Origin of the sequence: Wenyingzhuangia sp., from assembly GCF_039768515.1 — a bacterium.
Lineage (GTDB): Bacteria > Bacteroidota > Bacteroidia > Flavobacteriales > Flavobacteriaceae > Wenyingzhuangia.
The window spans coordinates 23,970-40,251 of record NZ_JBDNAI010000086.1; the positions used below are offsets into that span (position 1 = coordinate 23,970).

The 16,282-nt window shown below is 34.5% G+C and carries 14 protein-coding genes; 3 read left to right on the top strand and 11 right to left on the bottom strand.

Annotation, left to right across the window (positions count from 1 at the left end):
• Nucleotides 1-27 precede the first annotated feature (27 nt).
• Nucleotides 28-2,538: a CotH kinase family protein gene (locus ABF281_RS05465; protein ID WP_347180677.1), complete on the top strand. Its 2,511-nt coding sequence runs from the start codon at nt 28-30 to the stop codon at nt 2,536-2,538.
• Nucleotides 2,539-2,606: 68 nt separating this feature from the next.
• On the opposite strand, the gene ABF281_RS05470 is transcribed toward ABF281_RS05465, so the two are convergent.
• The 4 genes from ABF281_RS05470 to ABF281_RS05485 are packed head-to-tail and all read right to left on the bottom strand — an operon-like array spanning nt 2,607 to nt 6,441.
• Complete coding sequence (locus ABF281_RS05470) at nt 2,607-3,086, bottom strand: hypothetical protein (RefSeq protein WP_347180678.1); 480 nt, start codon at nt 3,084-3,086, stop codon at nt 2,607-2,609.
• A gap of 14 nt (nt 3,087-3,100) precedes the next feature.
• Nucleotides 3,101-4,264 carry a sigma-54 dependent transcriptional regulator gene (locus tag ABF281_RS05475; protein ID WP_347180679.1) on the bottom strand — a complete coding sequence of 388 codons (1,164 nt, stop codon included), beginning with the start codon at nt 4,262-4,264 and terminating at the stop codon, nt 3,101-3,103.
• 19 nt (nt 4,265-4,283) lie between these two features.
• Complete coding sequence (locus ABF281_RS05480; protein WP_347180680.1) at nt 4,284-5,525, bottom strand: ABC transporter permease; 1,242 nt, start codon at nt 5,523-5,525, stop codon at nt 4,284-4,286.
• On the bottom strand, nt 5,518-6,441 hold the full coding sequence (locus ABF281_RS05485; RefSeq protein ID WP_347180681.1) for an ATP-binding cassette domain-containing protein: 924 nt from the start codon (nt 6,439-6,441) through the stop codon (nt 5,518-5,520). Before ABF281_RS05485 ends, ABF281_RS05480 begins: the two co-directional genes overlap by 8 nt.
• Nucleotides 6,442-6,723: 282 nt before the next feature.
• On the opposite strand from ABF281_RS05485, the gene ABF281_RS05490 reads away from it, so the two are divergent.
• Both ABF281_RS05490 and ABF281_RS05495 read left to right on the top strand, forming a co-directional pair.
• Nucleotides 6,724-9,126, top strand: coding sequence for a 3-hydroxyacyl-CoA dehydrogenase/enoyl-CoA hydratase family protein (locus ABF281_RS05490; RefSeq protein ID WP_347180682.1), 2,403 nt, complete (start codon nt 6,724-6,726; stop codon nt 9,124-9,126).
• Nucleotides 9,127-9,200: 74 nt separating this feature from the next.
• The gene (locus ABF281_RS05495; protein WP_347180683.1) at nt 9,201-10,388 is read left to right on the top strand and encodes an acetyl-CoA C-acyltransferase; all 1,188 of its coding nucleotides are present in this window, start codon (nt 9,201-9,203) and stop codon (nt 10,386-10,388) included.
• A 56-nt stretch (nt 10,389-10,444) separates the two neighbouring features.
• On the opposite strand, the gene ABF281_RS05500 is transcribed toward ABF281_RS05495, so the two are convergent.
• The 7 genes from ABF281_RS05500 to ABF281_RS05530 form a co-directional block, all read right to left on the bottom strand.
• Nucleotides 10,445-10,594, bottom strand: a complete 150-nt coding sequence (locus ABF281_RS05500; RefSeq protein WP_347180684.1) for a hypothetical protein — start codon at nt 10,592-10,594, stop codon at nt 10,445-10,447.
• Between the two features lie 11 nt (nt 10,595-10,605).
• Nucleotides 10,606-11,091 carry a YchJ family metal-binding protein gene (locus ABF281_RS05505; protein WP_347180685.1) on the bottom strand — a complete coding sequence of 162 codons (486 nt, stop codon included), beginning with the start codon at nt 11,089-11,091 and terminating at the stop codon, nt 10,606-10,608.
• A 28-nt stretch (nt 11,092-11,119) separates the two neighbouring features.
• A complete protein-coding gene (locus ABF281_RS05510) occupies nt 11,120-11,932 on the bottom strand; it encodes a hypothetical protein (protein ID WP_347180686.1) in 813 nt (270 codons plus the stop codon).
• Nucleotides 11,933-12,070: 138 nt separating this feature from the next.
• A complete protein-coding gene (gene typA, locus ABF281_RS05515) occupies nt 12,071-13,843 on the bottom strand; it encodes a translational GTPase TypA (protein WP_347180687.1) in 1,773 nt (590 codons plus the stop codon).
• 127 nt (nt 13,844-13,970) lie between these two features.
• Nucleotides 13,971-14,483 carry a hypothetical protein gene (locus tag ABF281_RS05520; RefSeq protein WP_347180688.1) on the bottom strand — a complete coding sequence of 171 codons (513 nt, stop codon included), beginning with the start codon at nt 14,481-14,483 and terminating at the stop codon, nt 13,971-13,973.
• A 3-nt stretch (nt 14,484-14,486) separates the two neighbouring features.
• Nucleotides 14,487-15,734 (bottom strand): metallophosphoesterase, encoded by a 1,248-nt coding sequence (locus ABF281_RS05525; RefSeq protein WP_347180689.1) that lies wholly within the window; start codon nt 15,732-15,734, stop codon nt 14,487-14,489.
• Nucleotides 15,735-15,760: 26 nt separating this feature from the next.
• Nucleotides 15,761-16,282, bottom strand: a 522-nt coding sequence (locus tag ABF281_RS05530) for a T9SS type A sorting domain-containing protein (RefSeq protein ID WP_347180690.1), incomplete at its 5' end; no start/stop codon positions are given.

Here is a 16,282-nt window from a genome sequence, read left to right on the forward strand (position 1 = left end):
ATAAACCCTATACTAAAAAAACACAAGATGATTAAAAACACCCCTTTATTAATCACGCTATTGTACTCGATGTTTGGACTTTCGCAATCATCTAACCCTAACATAGCAGCACCCACACCAAGCCATTTGTCTGAAAATGTAATCGCTGTGTATAGTGATCAATATCCTTCAATTGCAACAAACACAAATCCGAATTGGTCGCAAGCTACCATAATGACAGAAATAGATATTGCTGGAAATAAGGCCATGAAGTATGAAAACCTTAATTATCAAGGTATTGATTACCAGACAACAGATGTTTCTTCTATGGAATATGTGCATTTAGATTATTATACTGCTGATGCTAGTGAGTTTCAGTTTTTTCTGATCGCAGGTGGTGAAAATGCTTATGACATAGCGACTATAGATGGAATAACCAATGGAGAATGGGTAAGCATAGATATACCACTCCGTTTTTTCGCTGATGCTGGTAGAGATCTAAGCGCAGCTTTTCAATTTAAAACTGAAGGAAACAATACTTTATATTTAGACAACTTATATTTTTGGAAAGAACCTACTCCTCAGCAAAGAACTTTGACAGATAGTAATTTACCTATTATGGTCATTAAAACAGATCATGGAATACAAGATGATCCAAAAGTTCCAGGAACCATGAAACTTATATACAATGATGATGGAAATAGAAATTATTTATCTGACCTTGACAATGAAGAAGCATTAAATTACAATGGTCATATTGGAATCGAATTTAGAGGAAGTAGTTCTCAAGCCTTAGAAAAAAAACCCTACGGATTTTCAACACTTAAAGAAGATGGTATTGCTAACAACAATGTTAAATTACTGGGCATGCCTTCTGAAAATGATTGGATACTTAATTCTTTACCCTTTGACCCCTCGATGATACGTGATTATCTATCTTATTCTCTTGCCAGTAAGATGGGGAATTACGCACCAAGAGTAAAATACGTTGAAGTTATTGTCAATGAAGACTACAAAGGAGTCTATCTGTTGACAGAGAAAATTAAAATTGATTCTGATCGGGTTGATGTTAAGAAAATATCTGAAGAAGACAATGAATATCCTGAAATCACAGGAGGATATATTGTCAAAGCGGATAAGATCACAGGAAGTGGTGATGTTGCTTGGCGAATGCCTAATTATGGGGGTTGGGAAACAGATTTTCTACATCACAAACCAAGTGCAGACGAAATCACAAACGAGCAAGCGATTTACATTGAGAATGTCTTCAACGACTTGGCTTCCCAGACAAATCCTGCAAACCCATCGATTACAAATGGATATCCTTCAATTATTGACATTCCTAGTTTTGTAGATTTTATGATAATGGCTGAAATATCTTCCAATCCAGATGCATATCAGTTTAGCACTTACTTTCACAAAGACAAGAATGGTAAGTTAAGAGCTGGACCCGTTTGGGATTACAATCTTACGTACGGAAACGATTTGTTTGATTGGGGATTTGATAGGAGTCACTTTGACACGTGGCAATTCAGTGTCGGTAATCAAGGAGCTAAATTTTGGAAAGACTTATTTGAAGATGAAACATTTCAATGCTATCTAGCAAAACGGTGGTTCGAACTAACTGCTGAAAATCAAATTCTAAACTACAATACTATTGTCAATCATATTGATGAATACGCCGCTTTGGTGAGCGAGGCAAAAGACAGAGAACAAGAGAGATGGGGAACTGTATCTGAACAGCACGAGAACATTGAAAACATGAAAAACTGGATTCTTCAACGTATCAATTGGATCAACACGAACATCAGTGCGATGGACAATTGTATCGATGTGGTTGTACCTAATTTGGTCATCAGTAAAATTAATTATCACCCTCTAGAAGATTTTAATTTTTCAAGTAAAGATCTAGAGTTTATTGAAATTACAAACCATTCGGATCAGAGGGTAGATTTAACGGGTTACTACATTAGAAAACCTGGAATCTCCTATCAATTTCCTGAAAATAATTCTATAGAGGCAAATCAGAAAATATATTTATGTAACAATTTAGAAGCATTTGAAAGTTATTACGAAAAAACACCTTTCGATGAGTTCACTCGAAGTCTAAGCAACAACTCCTATCAAATTATTCTAAGTGATGCTTTTGGTAATACCATTGATGAAGTTACCTATAAAGATGAGTCCCCTTGGCCAGATTCAGCTGATGGATTAGGAGCTTACTTAGAACTTCAGAACTTAAATGCTGACAATAGCTTGGCTAGCAATTGGATTGCAAGTTCACATACCCTTTCAAATCAGAATACTTCTATTGCTGACAAGCAAATATTAGTTTACCCAAACCCTACTCGTGGCAAACTAAACATTCAAATAGATAATTTTGATGCAGAATCTTTAGAATTCACAATCTTTAATCCTTTAGGTCAAGTAGTAAGGCAATATCAATGGAGTTCTAATGAAATACAAGTGGACATAAGCAACTTAAGCCAAGGTGTTTACTACTACAGGATTAAAAACAACAAAGGATTGGTTGTAAAAAACAAAATAATTAAAAGATAAGTTGTCTATTAAAAGTAACTTTAATTGTCCATTTGCTGTTTGGATGCCAAATAGCAAATGGAATTCATTCATTCAGGCCATAAAGCATTATCATCTTCATCCCATTGCACACCAAATTGAATTTCGGTGAGTACTTCATCAGTAAACCAAAAGAACATATTAGATTGATCTACATCAATCAATTCATGATTGGGATGATCTGTAGATGAATAATCTTCGAATGCCATGGAACCCAAAGCATGTTCTTCAATAAAATCTTGAACTTCTTGAATCCCATAGCCAATTAGGCCTACTCCATTGATTTCAAAATTACTTGAGTTTATGGTAATGGTTTCTAATCGCCAACTTTCTTCTTCATCAAAAGAAAAAGCTACGCCATAATTTTCGTAATCCCAAGTTTCTACAGCATCCCCTGTTTCAAAATCTTTCTCTATGTCTTTTTCTGTAGGCAAACCTAAAATATTTAATACTTCAGTTTTAATCATTCCAAATTTAATCACCCCTACGCCAACACCAATTTTAACATCTTTTATTTGATGATTTACCATGTATATTTATTTGATTATTTACTTGCAAAAAGTGTTACATCCGATTCGTCAATCTCATGACCCCCCAATATCAAGAGACGCTCTATAACATTTCTCAATTCTCGAATATTTCCTGTCCAGTTGTAACCTTGTAGTCTTGCAATTGCATCGTCTGAAAAGGTTTTTAATGCGACACCCTGCTCCTTTGCAATCAAACGGGCAAAGTGTTTGATCAAAACTGGAATATCGTCTCTACGATCATTTAAGGAAGGTACATGTATTAAAATAACGGCCAATCTATGATATAAATCTTCTCTAAACCTTCCCTCTTCAATTTCTTTTCGTAAATCTTTATTTGTCGCTGCTAACACCCTTACGTTAACCTTTATATCTTTATCAGACCCTACTCTACTTATTTTATTTTCTTGTAGCGCTCTCAAAACTTTAGCTTGAGCAGATAAACTCATATCTCCTATTTCATCTAAAAAAATAGTACCTCCATGCGCCGCTTCAAACTTTCCTGACCTATCTTTATTGGCTCCTGTAAAAGAACCTTTTACATGACCAAACAACTCACTTTCTATGAGTTCAGATGGTATAGCAGCACAATTCACCTCGATCATCGGGGCATTAGAACGTTGACTTAAATTATGCAATCGGTGTGCTACCAATTCTTTTCCTGTTCCATTAGGGCCAGTAATCAGGACTCGAGCATCAGTAGGAGCTACTTTGTCAATCATGTTGATGATTTGGAGAATAGGCTCACTCTCTCCTATCATTTCATATTTCTTGCTCACTTTTTTCTTCAATTGCTTGTTCTCTACAATCAGCTGTTTCTGATCTAAAGCATTACGTACGGTAGTCAAAAGCCTGTTCAAGTCTGGGGGCTTAGAAATATAATCATAAGCACCCAATCGCATGGTCTGAACAGCAGTGTCTAAATCTCCATGTCCAGATATCATAATCACAGGAACCTCTGGCTTCATGGCTTTGATGCTCTGCAGCACTTCTACCCCATCCATTTTAGGCATTTTGATATCACAAAGAATCAAATCAAAATCTTTTTCTTTAACTTTTTCCAAGCCTTTGATTCCATCTTCGGCTTCTTCAACATAATAACTGCTATTTTCATCTGCAATAATTCGACTTAGCACACGTCTAATGGCTGCCTCATCTTCTATCAGTAGTATTTTACTCATCTCTATTGTATCCTTATTATTATTGAAACATCCATTTCACGAGTTGTCTGATGCTTGGTTTATTTCCATACGTTAAAATTCCTATGCTGTAAATTTTACCTGCAATAAAAACTGTTGTGATAAAACTAACCAATAATAATGCCAAGGACAAAATTATTTGCCAGATAGGAACACCATAAGGAATTCGCATCAACATTACGATAGGTGAAGTAAATGGTATCATTGAAAAAAGTGTGGCGGTTTCTCCATTTGGATCTCCATTGACAACAGAAAAAACACCAATATAAACAGCAAACATTAAGGGTAATAATATTGGATGAACAAATTGTTGGGTATCTGTTTCACTACTTACTGCCGCACCAATTGTAGCATAAAAAGCACTGTACAAAAAATAACCACTCAAAAAAAACAAAATAAAACTTACAAAGATTTCAATGTAATTTATTTGCCAAAGGTACCTGAAGATTTGATCTGCTAATATTGTTTTTTCTCCAACATTTGGAAAACATAATTCTAAGAAAGTGAGACCAACCAAAATTAAGACCAACCATATTATAAATTGTAAGATTCCTGCCAAAGCATTCCCAATAATCTTTGCCAACATCAATTGAAATGGCTTAACTGTTCCAACTATAATTTCAACGACACGACTGTTTTTTTCTTCAATGGTACTTCGCATCACTGCATTTCCATAAACAATCACAAACATCATAACCAAATACCCTGATCCCACAGCGATCAACCCTTTACCCCATTTTTCTATGGTTGCCTCTGGATTCTCTTTTTTGAGAGCATGAATTGGGACACTTGCTGAAGCTAATTTTATTGTTTTTGAATCTACTCCATTTTGTTTTAATTGTTGAACTATGTGAGACTTCTGACAGATATTTTCAATAACAGCCAAAGGGATATTGTCATCGTAACAGATTTTCATTACAGAAAGAGATGGGTTTGTATATAACAAACCGTTATGATTTTGTTCATACATCAATAATTTAGCAGCTTCAAATGACATAGAACTCTCAATATCCAAATAAAGATTAGGAAGTTTTTTTTGTAACTCTAAAATGATTTCAGGAGATGTAACTACGAGAACAGATACCTTCTGATCATCATCAATTTTTTCTTGACTGCTAAAGTAAAAAACAGCAGCAAACGTACCAATCACAAGAAGAGGACTTAAAAAAATCAAAACCAAGTAAGCGCTACTTCTTACCTTAGTGATGAATTCTCTTTTAATCATTAGAATTAATTTATTCATTTTCAATTGTTTTGATAAAAATATCTTGTAAACTTGGTAAATGCTGTGTGAATGAAACTACTTGTCCTACTTTTAACAAATCTTCTAAAAGTTTATCCGCACCATTAGAAGTTTCTTCTGTTGTTAAACTCATTTCTTTGTTTTTTGTCTGAATCCATTGTGTTTTGTATGAAGGATTGGATAAAAAAGATTCCCATTCAACCTCAGATATATTAGAAAGAGTGGCTTCATAATTTTTTTTAGCATGCTGCTTTTGTAGCGCTTCAACACTTCCCTCCAATATTATTTTTCCATGGTGAAGCAAACATATATCATTACACATTTCAGCTACAGATTCCATTCTGTGAGACGAAAATATGATAGTGGTACCCTCTTGAGCTAAATTTTTTATCTCCTTCGCAATTAAGTTTGCGTTAATAGGGTCAAAACCACTAAAAGGTTCGTCTAAAATCAATAAGTCAGGTTGATGAATAACGGCAATCATAAATTGAACTTTCTGAGCCATTCCTTTTGAAAGGCTTTGTGTTTTTTTCTTTTTCCATTCTAATATTTCAAACCGATCTAACCAATAATTTAATTGTTTCAAAGCTTTTGATTTTGTCATCCCTTTCAGTTGAGCAAAATACAAGGCCTGTTCCTCAATCGTCATATTTTTGTACAACCCTCTTTCTTCTGGTAAATAACCTATTTCTTTGACACTTTTGGAAGTCATGTTAAGACCTTTAAATAGTATTTTTCCTTGGTCAGCTTCAATGATTTGGTTTAATATTCTCAATAAAGAAGTTTTTCCAGCTCCATTTTGACCAATCAAACCATATATAGACCCTTTTTTAATATTTATAGAAACATTTTTCAGTGCCAATTTTAAACCATAAGATTTAGAGACTTCTTGAATTTTTAAAATAGTTTCAGACATAAACTTTTAGTTTTTTTATGGTAATCAAAGGTATTATATATTCTTTAATATTAATTTTCTTAATGAAGGTTAATATTAAAACCACAACCCTCATATTGTTTTTTATTTCATAAACTGTATTGACAATTGCTTAATTTAAAAAAAAATTATCATTTCATTTATTTCATTTTCATTCAGCTTACATCGTTTTTTAATATATTTGAATAACAAGCATGAAAGTAGAAGAATAAATAAAATTTTATTTATTTAGAGTTATCTCGCGCTCAATTAACAAAATGTAACATGAAAAAGCACATCAATAAAATAGCAGTAATAGGGGCTGGAATTATGGGATCTAGGATTGCTTGCCACTTTGCAAATATTGGTGTTCAAGTTTTACTTTTGGATATTTCCCCCAAAGAACTGACTCCTTCAGAAAAATCTGAAGGAAAAAAATTAAACCACACTTCTATTAGAAATAGAATTGTGAACAACAACTTGCAAAAAGCAATAAAAACAAAGCCAACACCTCTTTATAAATCGAACTTTTCCTCTAGAATCACAACGGGTAGCTTGTCGTTCGATATTGAAAAGATTCAAAATGTTGATTGGATTATTGAGGTGGTTGTTGAGCGATTGGAAATCAAACAAAAAGTATTTGATCAAATAGAGAAATTCAGAAAACCTGGCACACCAATCACGAGTAATACCTCTGGAATTCCAATTCAGTTTATGAACAAAGACCGTTCCTTGGATTTTAGAGAACATTTCGCTGTGACACATTTTTTCAACCCTCCTAGATATTTAAAACTTTTGGAGATAGTTCCAGGGCCAGATTGTAAAAAAGAAGTCGTTGATTTTTTGGTCAACTTTGGTTCTAAGTTTCTTGGAAAAACATCAATCTTAGCTAAAGATACACCTGGATTCATTGGTAATAGAATAGGAATATTTGGAATCATGCATATGTTTCATATTGTCAAAGAACTCAATTTATCAATTGAAGAAGTGGATCAACTCACAGGAACACTAATAGGAAGACCAAAGTCTGCAACTTTTAGAACAGTTGATGTGGTTGGCCTAGATACTTTACTTCACGTTGCCAATGGACTTTATGACAACTGCAAAGAAGACGAAGCCCATCACTATTTTAAAGTTCCAAACTTTATTCAAGATATGATTCATCAAGGATGGTATGGGCATAAAACGGGAAAGGGTTTCTATCAAAAAAAAAGAAATCCTGATGGAACCCTCAATATTTTATCTTTAGATCTAAACACCCTCGAATATAAGCCCACAAAAAAAAACAATCCCGGTTTACTATCGAAATTAAATCATATGGATTGTATCGCAGATAGATTTGAAATACTAATTCAAGACAAAGGGAAAATCGGTCATTTTTTTAGAAAATCATTTGCCGCTTTATTTGCTTACGTAGCGAATAGAATTCCTGAAATCTCTGATGATCTATACAAAATTGATGAGGCCATGAAAGCAGGTTTTGGATGGCAACATGGACCGTTTGAAATTTGGGATGCCCTTGGATTTGAACAAGGACTATCTCTAATAACTTCTGAAGGATATACCTACCCAAAATGGATTGAGGAATTTAAAAATCGGGGTCACTTTAAGTTTTATGATGTTACAGAAGGAAAAAAAATAGTTTATGATGTTCTTTCTAAAACAAAAATAGAAATTCCAGGACAAGCACGTTTTATCATTTTGGAAAACATCAAAAAAACAAAAACAGTATGGTCCAACGAAGAAGCTTCGATTCAACATTTGGGCAATGGAGTTTTAAATGTTGAATTCCATTCCAAAATGAACACTTTGGGTAGTGGTGTTTTACAAGCCATAAACAAAGGAATTGATTTGGCAGAAACTGAATATGATGCTCTTATCTTAGGAAATCAATCTACTAATTTTTCTGTTGGAGCAAATTTAGCCTCCGTATTTTTACTAGCAACTGAAAAAGAATACGATAAACTCAATGATGCCGTAACCTATTTTCAAAATACAGTAATGAGAATGAGGTATTCCTCTTGCCCTACACTAATCACACCAAGAGGTTTGACCTTAGGAGGAGGGTGTGAATTGAGCCTACACGCTGACAAGATCATTGCTAGTGCAGAGACCTATACTGGTCTTGTGGAATTTGGAGTAGGGCTTATTCCTGGAGGTGGAGGTACCAAAGAAATGACAAAAAGAGTTTCAGATTTGGTTCTAAAAGATGATGTAAAACTCAACAGAATGAGCGCTGTTTTTACAAATATTGCTCTAGCTAAAGTAAGTTCTTCTGCACACGAAGCCTATGATTTGGGGTATCACCAACCTCATAAAGATTTGGTAACCGTAAATGACTATCAACAAATCGCAACTGCAAAAAATTATGCATTACAAATGTTAGAGGATGGTTATATCGCTCCTACTCCTCAAAAGATAAAAGCATTAGGTCAAGACGTGTTAGGAATGTTTCAAGTGGGGGCAGATAGTATGTTCGCAGGAAACTATGCTACTAAACATGATAAAATTATTGCAAACAAACTCGGATATGTCATGGCAGGTGGAAATTTATCAGAACCTTCGTGGGTGTCAGAACAATACTTTTTAAATTTAGAGCGGGAAGCTTTTTTGTCTCTCCTAGGAGAAAAGAAAACTTTAGAAAGGATTCAATACATGCTTAAATTCGGAAAACCCCTTCGAAATTAATACTCCTTTCATATGCGATGAAAAAAGTAAATCAATACGAAACGCCTAAGAAAAATCGATAAAAATTTCAAAACATGAAAACAGCATACATCGTAAAAGGATATAGAACTGCAACAGGAAAAGCAACTAAAGGTGTTTTTAGGTTCAAAAGACCTGATGAATTGGCTGCCGAAACCATACAATATTTATTAAAGAAAACTCCTGAACTTGACAAAACTCGCATCGATGATGTGATTGTAGGCAATGCTATGCCGGAAGCTGAACAAGGTTTGAATATTGGTCGCTTGATCTCTTTAATGGGGTTAAATATCAATGATGTCCCTGGAATGACTGTCAATAGATATTGTGCTTCTGGGTTAGAATCGATATCTATAGCCTCTGCTAAAATACAAGCTGGTATGGCTGATTGTATTATTGCAGGAGGTGTTGAGAGCATGTCATATATACCCATGGGTGGCTATAAACCATCTCCTAACTACAGAGAAACCAAAGCAGGTAATGAAGATTATTATTGGGGAATGGGATTGACGGCAGAAGCTGTTGCCAATACATTTGACATCTCAAGAGAAAAACAAGATGAATATGCGAATAATTCCCATCAAAAAGCCTTAAGTGCCCAAGCAAAAAATCTATTTGATGAAGAGATTGCTCCCATTGATATTGAGGAAATTTATGTTGATACAGATGGGAAGATGCAAAATCGTAATTATACAGTAAATAAAGATGAAGGACCCAGAAAAGATACTTCATTAGAAGCGCTAGCCAAATTAAAGCCTGTATTTGCCAATCGTGGATCTGTCACCGCTGGTAATGCCTCACAAATGAGTGACGGAGCTGCTTTTGTATTGGTTATGAGTGAATCGATGGTCAAGGAGTTAAATCTCGAACCTATCGCAAGACCTGTATCGTTTGCTACCGTAGGTGTAGACCCAAAAATTATGGGGATAGGACCAGCATTGGCCATACCCAAACTGCTAAAAAATACGGGGTTGAACAAGAATGATATTGACTTGATTGAACTGAATGAAGCATTCGCCTCACAAACGATAGCTGTTATCAATGAACTTGATTTAAATCCTGAAAAAATTAATGTCAATGGAGGAGCCATCTCTTTAGGACATCCATTAGGATGTACAGGAACAAAACTTACAGTGCAATTGATGAATGAAATGAGAAGAAGAAACAGCAAGTATGGAATGGTAACCATGTGTGTTGGAACGGGCCAAGGTGCTGCAGGTATTTTTGAAAACTTAAAATATTAATTTTTGAAATGGACCTGCTTGTACAAAACAGTCTTTACAAACCAAATCTTCATTTTTTATTTTGTAGCATTTATTTGTGCCTTTAAAATCTTTAGTCGCTCCTTATGAGCTTCTTCTTTTTGTTTGATTTTATTTTTTTTTCTTTCTAAAAGCTTTTGGTGCTTAGATTTGTTTTTCGTGTTTTTATCGCTTCCTGCTTTTGCCATCATTTTGTTGTTTAGAAGTGAATACCATCTATATAAGTCCAATGGTTATTTTCAATCACAAATCGTGATTTTTCATAAATCACATGAGGAACATCTTTGTCAGTATAACTTGCTTTAAAACTAACAAAACCTTCTTGTTGATGAACCGGTACTACTTCTGTAATTTCTAAATTCGACCAGTTTATGCTTTGAGTCCAACGCAAAATTTCATCTTTTTCTTGATCAGGTCGAGTTGAAGAATGATGGCTCAACATCAAAAAATCTATATCTCCCATCACAAATGCAACATATCTAGATTTCATCAACGCCAAAGGACTTGTGGCTAAATAAATGTTTTTATGTATGCGTGAACAGCAAAGCTTGTATGATTTTTTTGATCCACAAGCACAATACAAACCAACTCTGTTTGCATTCGTATTGGCTTCTAAATTAAAACGGTTCTTTTTTTTAGAGGCTTGTTTTTTTTGATCTTTTATGAGCTTTGTAAATGCAGACACACTAATAAATTTATATTACAAAAATACATTAATCTCTAAGACTAATTTGTATTAATTTTTGATTGCGTTTGTGTTTTTTACCTCTTAATTTTACTTCACTAGCTTCTCTACTGATATATAAGGTGCTATTGGTCTTCCAAGCAAGGCCTTCAACTTGATTTGCAAATCCTATAGATTTGTATAGATCATATTTTACTACTTTTTGATTTCTAGAATTGAAGTGATTGATTTTAATCAAGTAAGATTTGTAATCTTTGTCATAGGCAGTACCCATAAAAGTATCATTACCAGAGCAATACGACATAGACGTTAGCAAACAACCTATATCTATTTGGTGAACTTTATGAGCGATATGTTTCCCTTTTGTTAGGGGCAATCTATAAATATTGGTTTGATGATTTTCCCAGTTCTTGGTAAATAGATAAATCTCTTTTTTATGAACGGTTATGGCTTCACAATCGTAATTCGTCAAGTGAATTTTTGTGACAAATGATCTTTGATCTTCATAAGCAAAGTGAATTTTTTTAGCCTTGACCACATTTTTTTTAGCAATTTCTTTTTTTGATATCTTATAAATGACTAAGTTTTTTCTATTACCATAGTTATTTCCTGTATCACCAACATAAATAAATTTATCATCTGCTGTGATCGATTCCCAGTCTATGTTTTTTGCATTTTTAACTTTTATAGTTCTTTTTAACCTTCCAGTCTTTGCGCTTAAGATGTACAATTCAGGTTTTCCTCCAGAATCATTAAAAGTGATCAATTCTTGTTTCCCTTTAAAAAAAACAATACCTGAAACCTCACTAACCTTGTGGGGAATATCAATTTTTTTGTCCATGTGAATATCTTGAGATAGACACAATTGAGTAAAAAAGAAAATAAAGAACAAGTAGTTCATAATATAAAATTAGAAAACAAATGTATAAAAAAACGCTTTCAACAAGTTGAAAGCGTTTTTTTATCGTACTGAGCGAAATTAAGCCTTAAACGTAATTTTTCTCATCCTTAGACTTTCTGGAGTAATTTCTAAATACTCATCCGCTTTGATATATTCCATACACTCTTCTAAAGAAAAGTTTACTTTAGGAAAAATTTTCATCGCTTCATCAGTACCAGACTTACGCATATTTGTCAATTGCTTTCCTTTGATGAGGTTTACAGACATTTCATCTGATTTATTATTTTCCCCAATAACTTGACCTACATATATTTCATCGTTAGGATCAATAAAGAATTTACCCCTATCTTGTAATCTGTCTAACGCATACGCTGTTGCTTTACCAGCTGCAGCAGAAACGATTGCTCCTTTGACTTCCTCTGTAAAGTCACCTTTATAAGGTCCATACTCTGCAAATCGATGATTTACGATTGCTTGACCTGAAGTAGCCGTCAATATTTTATTTCTTAAACCAATCAAACCTCTAGAAGGGATTGTAAATTCTAAGTGTTGTAAATCACCTTTAGGCTCCATAACCATTAAGTCTCCCTTACGAAGGGTTACCAAATTCACAGCCTTAGAAGCTACTTCTTCAGGAACATCAATAGACAATGTTTCATAAGGTTCACATTTTTGACCTTCAATCTCTTTAAAGATTACTTGAGGCCTACCTACTTGTAATTCGTAACCTTCACGTCTCATTGTTTCTATTAAAACTGATAAGTGCAATACACCACGACCAAAAACATTAAACTTATCTTCTGAATCTGTGGTCTCAACTTTTAAAGCTAAGTTCTTCTCTAGTTCCTTGAACAAGCGATCACGCAAGTGGCGAGACGTTACAAATTTACCTTCTTTACCAAAAAACGGTGAATTGTTAATGGTAAATAACATACTCATTGTAGGTTGGTCTATTTCAGTTCTTGGTAAGGCTTCTGGGTTTTCTAAATCTGCAATGGTGTCACCAATTTCAAATCCATCAATTCCTGTAATGGCACAAATATCACCACAACGTACAGCATCTACTTGAACTTTACCCATACCTTCAAATACGTGTAGTTCTTTGATTCGTACTTTCTTGGTGGTACCATCAGATTTACACAACATATAATCCTTCCCTATTTGCAAATCTCCTCGGAAAATACGTCCAATTGCTATTCTTCCTGTAAATGAAGAAAAATCTAAAGAAGTAATTTGCATTTGTGGGGTACCTTCATTGTAAGGTGAAGGTGGAATAGATTCTAGCACTGCATCCAATAAGGGAACAATATTATCTGTTTGGTTTTTCCAATCAGTACTCATCCAATTGTTCTTTGCTGAACCATAAATTGTAGCAAAATCTAACTGTTCTTCAGTTGCTTCTAAGGCAAACATCAAATCAAATACTTTTTCATGAACGATATCAGGAGTACAGTTTTCTTTGTCTACTTTGTTGACAACTACTATAGGTGTCAACCCTAATTCAATGGCTTTTCCCAAAACAAAACGAGTTTGAGGCATCGGCCCTTCAAAAGCATCTACTAACAATAAAACACCATCAGCCATCTTTAATACACGCTCCACTTCACCTCCAAAATCGGCGTGACCAGGGGTGTCAATTACGTTGATTTTTGTTCCTTTGTACTGAACAGAAACATTTTTTGAAAGAATTGTGATTCCTCTTTCACGTTCCAAATCATTATTATCCAATAATAAATCTGTACGCTCTTTTCGTTCGTCTAGAACTTTAGCTTGGTCAATAATCTTATCTACCAAAGTAGTTTTACCGTGGTCAACGTGCGCTATAATAGCTATGTTTCTTATTTCTTGCATGGTGTGCTTTAAATTTAAAGCGCAAAAATAGTTAAAAGAAGTTAAATACAAGTATTTACCGTTGTTTATTCTTAAGGGTTTAAAACCAATACAATAAACACATCAAGCTCACGATCAGCGGCCTGTATCAATTCGCACTAAAAAAAGGTTCTGGATTTGCGAGATCTAATTCACTAGAAGGAAGTTTTCGTCCCATTTCAAAAGCACTTTCAAATGCCATTTCTTCTGTCCATTTACCGTTTACTATTTCAGGTGTCAAAAATTCGTAAGCAACAATACCGTGAAACAAATCCGCATTGGCGTGATATTTAAACTGAAGAACTAGCGTATTGTTAAATACAAAACCATAACCATTTTGAGGTTGACTCCCATCAATCAACCAAGTCGCTACAATTTGATTGTTCAACAATTCTATTTGCAAAGTACCCGTGTAATAACTATCCTTTGTGTCAGGGTTGCCTCCTACGATAGCATAGGTACCACAAACATTTACCATATTGATTGAAAAAGTAGCATTGTATTCCGAGACCTGTACCAATTTTTGTCTTTTTGATAGCTCTTCTTTTAGAGGCGGAAGATTTTTCAGGGCGAGTTTAGACTGGTCAAACCAATGATTGATTGCGTGGTTAAAAGCATCCATTTGCTATCCTTTTCTATTCAAAGTAATTACTGTTATTTCGGGCCAAATCCCTACTCGACCTGGGAACCCTAAAAAGCCAAAACCTCTGTTGACATATAAGAATTGTTCTTTGTTCTGGTACAAACCTGCCCAACGCTTATATATGTATTTTGATGGACTCCATTTAAAACCTGGTATCTCAACACCAAATTGCATACCGTGGGTATGACCTGATAACGTTAAATCTATCTTTTGAGCATTTGGTATAACCTTTTCATCCCAGTGTGTGGGATCGTGAGATAATAAGATCTTAAAATGGTTTGGATTTGTTCCTTCAAGTGCTTTATCTAAATCTCCCAGTTGAGGAAATGGTGGTTTTCCCCAGTTTTCAACTCCTACAATGTCTAACGCTTGTCCCTCTTTAACTATGGTATGCGTTCTGTTGTTTAGCAAATCAAATCCCATCTCTTTCTGGTGGGCTTTTAAATCTGATAAATTGTTGTATTTGTCCTCCTTACTTTTCCATCGTTTATGGGTACCGTAATCATGATTGCCTAATGTTGAAAAAACACCTAATGGTGCTTGAACCCCCCCAAAGAGTTCTTTGTAGGGAACAATTTCTTCTGCATCATTATTTACCAGATCCCCTGTAAACAAAACCAAATCTGCTTCTTGTTCCTTAATCATGTTTACGCCTTGGGCGACTGCTTCGATATCATCAAAACTACCCGAATGTATGTCTGATATATGAACAATCTTTAGGCCATCAAAAACTCTAGGTAAATTGCTAAAATCCAATGAAACCGATTTTAACTTGTAATTGTATTTCCCTTTTGTGATTCCATACAACATCCCTAAAAATGGAACACTAGCGAGTCCCAACCCTAGCTGACCAATGAATTTTCTTCGGTCAGGATAAGCAACTTTGGTACTGGGCTGTGACATAAGGTTCCAAACTGCTTTACTCAAGTATTCAATCCCCCTAATCAAATCATCTAAAACCACACCCAAAAATAAGACCATTTTGAGGACCAGAAAGGCAAAAGTATACCCAAACCATAAGTTCATCCAAAGAGTTGATTGGGTGGGTCTATCGTCAAACTTTATAATAATCAGTGCGAAACAACTATAACTAACCAAAAGACTAGCATAGTAAAACCACTTAAACGCTATTTTAAAGGAGGAATTTAAATTAAAATTCTTGTAGCCGTTGAGTAAATAGATATCTATAATCACCAAGACGGCCAAAAAATACAGGAAACGTTTAATCATTACTTTTTTTTAAAGGCACTACAAAGTTACTCTAAAAAAAGTTTTTTAGTAAATATTCCTTCACTTGTATTCACTTTTATAATCATTAAAGATTGGGACATTTTGGCTAAAGACAAACGCACACTTTTGGTGAGTTCAGATACATCGTAATCCAATACCTCTCTCCCATTAATATCATAAAGATTGACTTTTTTTATAGTTGCCGTTTCAGAAGAGATGTTTAGGTGATCATCATGATGATATATTTCGACATGACCTTTTTCTGCTACTCCCTCTATCTTTAGGTTTTCAGTTGACTTGAACACCAAACTAAACCTATCCATGTGATCTCCACTAGATACCGATGTGGTATGATCCCCTTCTCGAAGATTTGTGATCTGGTTGGTTTGTTTATCTAACAAATAAAGATCCTTAGAAAATGATGTCGTTGCATCTAAAGTAAAAGTAACTTCTTTCTCGCTCTCTAAGCTCACGCCAAGGTTGAGGCTCAAATCATCACTTACCTGTGGAACACTTGAAATCACATACTTCTCGTCTGTATTGTCTAA

What these genes read in the sequence shown, in the direction of transcription:
- ABF281_RS05465 (WP_347180677.1), top strand. Translation starts at nt 28, where the DNA reads ATGATTAAAAACACCCCTTTATTAATCACGCTATTGTACTCGATGTTT.
- ABF281_RS05470 (WP_347180678.1), bottom strand. Translation starts at nt 3,086, where the DNA reads ATGGTAAATCATCAAATAAAAGATGTTAAAATTGGTGTTGGCGTAGGG.
- ABF281_RS05475 (WP_347180679.1), bottom strand. Translation starts at nt 4,264, where the DNA reads ATGAGTAAAATACTACTGATAGAAGATGAGGCAGCCATTAGACGTGTG.
- ABF281_RS05480 (WP_347180680.1), bottom strand. Translation starts at nt 5,525, where the DNA reads ATGAATAAATTAATTCTAATGATTAAAAGAGAATTCATCACTAAGGTA.
- ABF281_RS05485 (WP_347180681.1), bottom strand. Translation starts at nt 6,441, where the DNA reads ATGTCTGAAACTATTTTAAAAATTCAAGAAGTCTCTAAATCTTATGGT.
- ABF281_RS05490 (WP_347180682.1), top strand. Translation starts at nt 6,724, where the DNA reads ATGAAAAAGCACATCAATAAAATAGCAGTAATAGGGGCTGGAATTATG.
- ABF281_RS05495 (WP_347180683.1), top strand. Translation starts at nt 9,201, where the DNA reads ATGAAAACAGCATACATCGTAAAAGGATATAGAACTGCAACAGGAAAA.
- ABF281_RS05500 (WP_347180684.1), bottom strand. Translation starts at nt 10,594, where the DNA reads ATGGCAAAAGCAGGAAGCGATAAAAACACGAAAAACAAATCTAAGCAC.
- ABF281_RS05510 (WP_347180686.1), bottom strand. Translation starts at nt 11,932, where the DNA reads ATGGACAAAAAAATTGATATTCCCCACAAGGTTAGTGAGGTTTCAGGT.
- typA (WP_347180687.1), bottom strand. Translation starts at nt 13,843, where the DNA reads ATGCAAGAAATAAGAAACATAGCTATTATAGCGCACGTTGACCACGGT.
- ABF281_RS05520 (WP_347180688.1), bottom strand. Translation starts at nt 14,483, where the DNA reads ATGGATGCTTTTAACCACGCAATCAATCATTGGTTTGACCAGTCTAAA.
- ABF281_RS05525 (WP_347180689.1), bottom strand. Translation starts at nt 15,734, where the DNA reads ATGATTAAACGTTTCCTGTATTTTTTGGCCGTCTTGGTGATTATAGAT.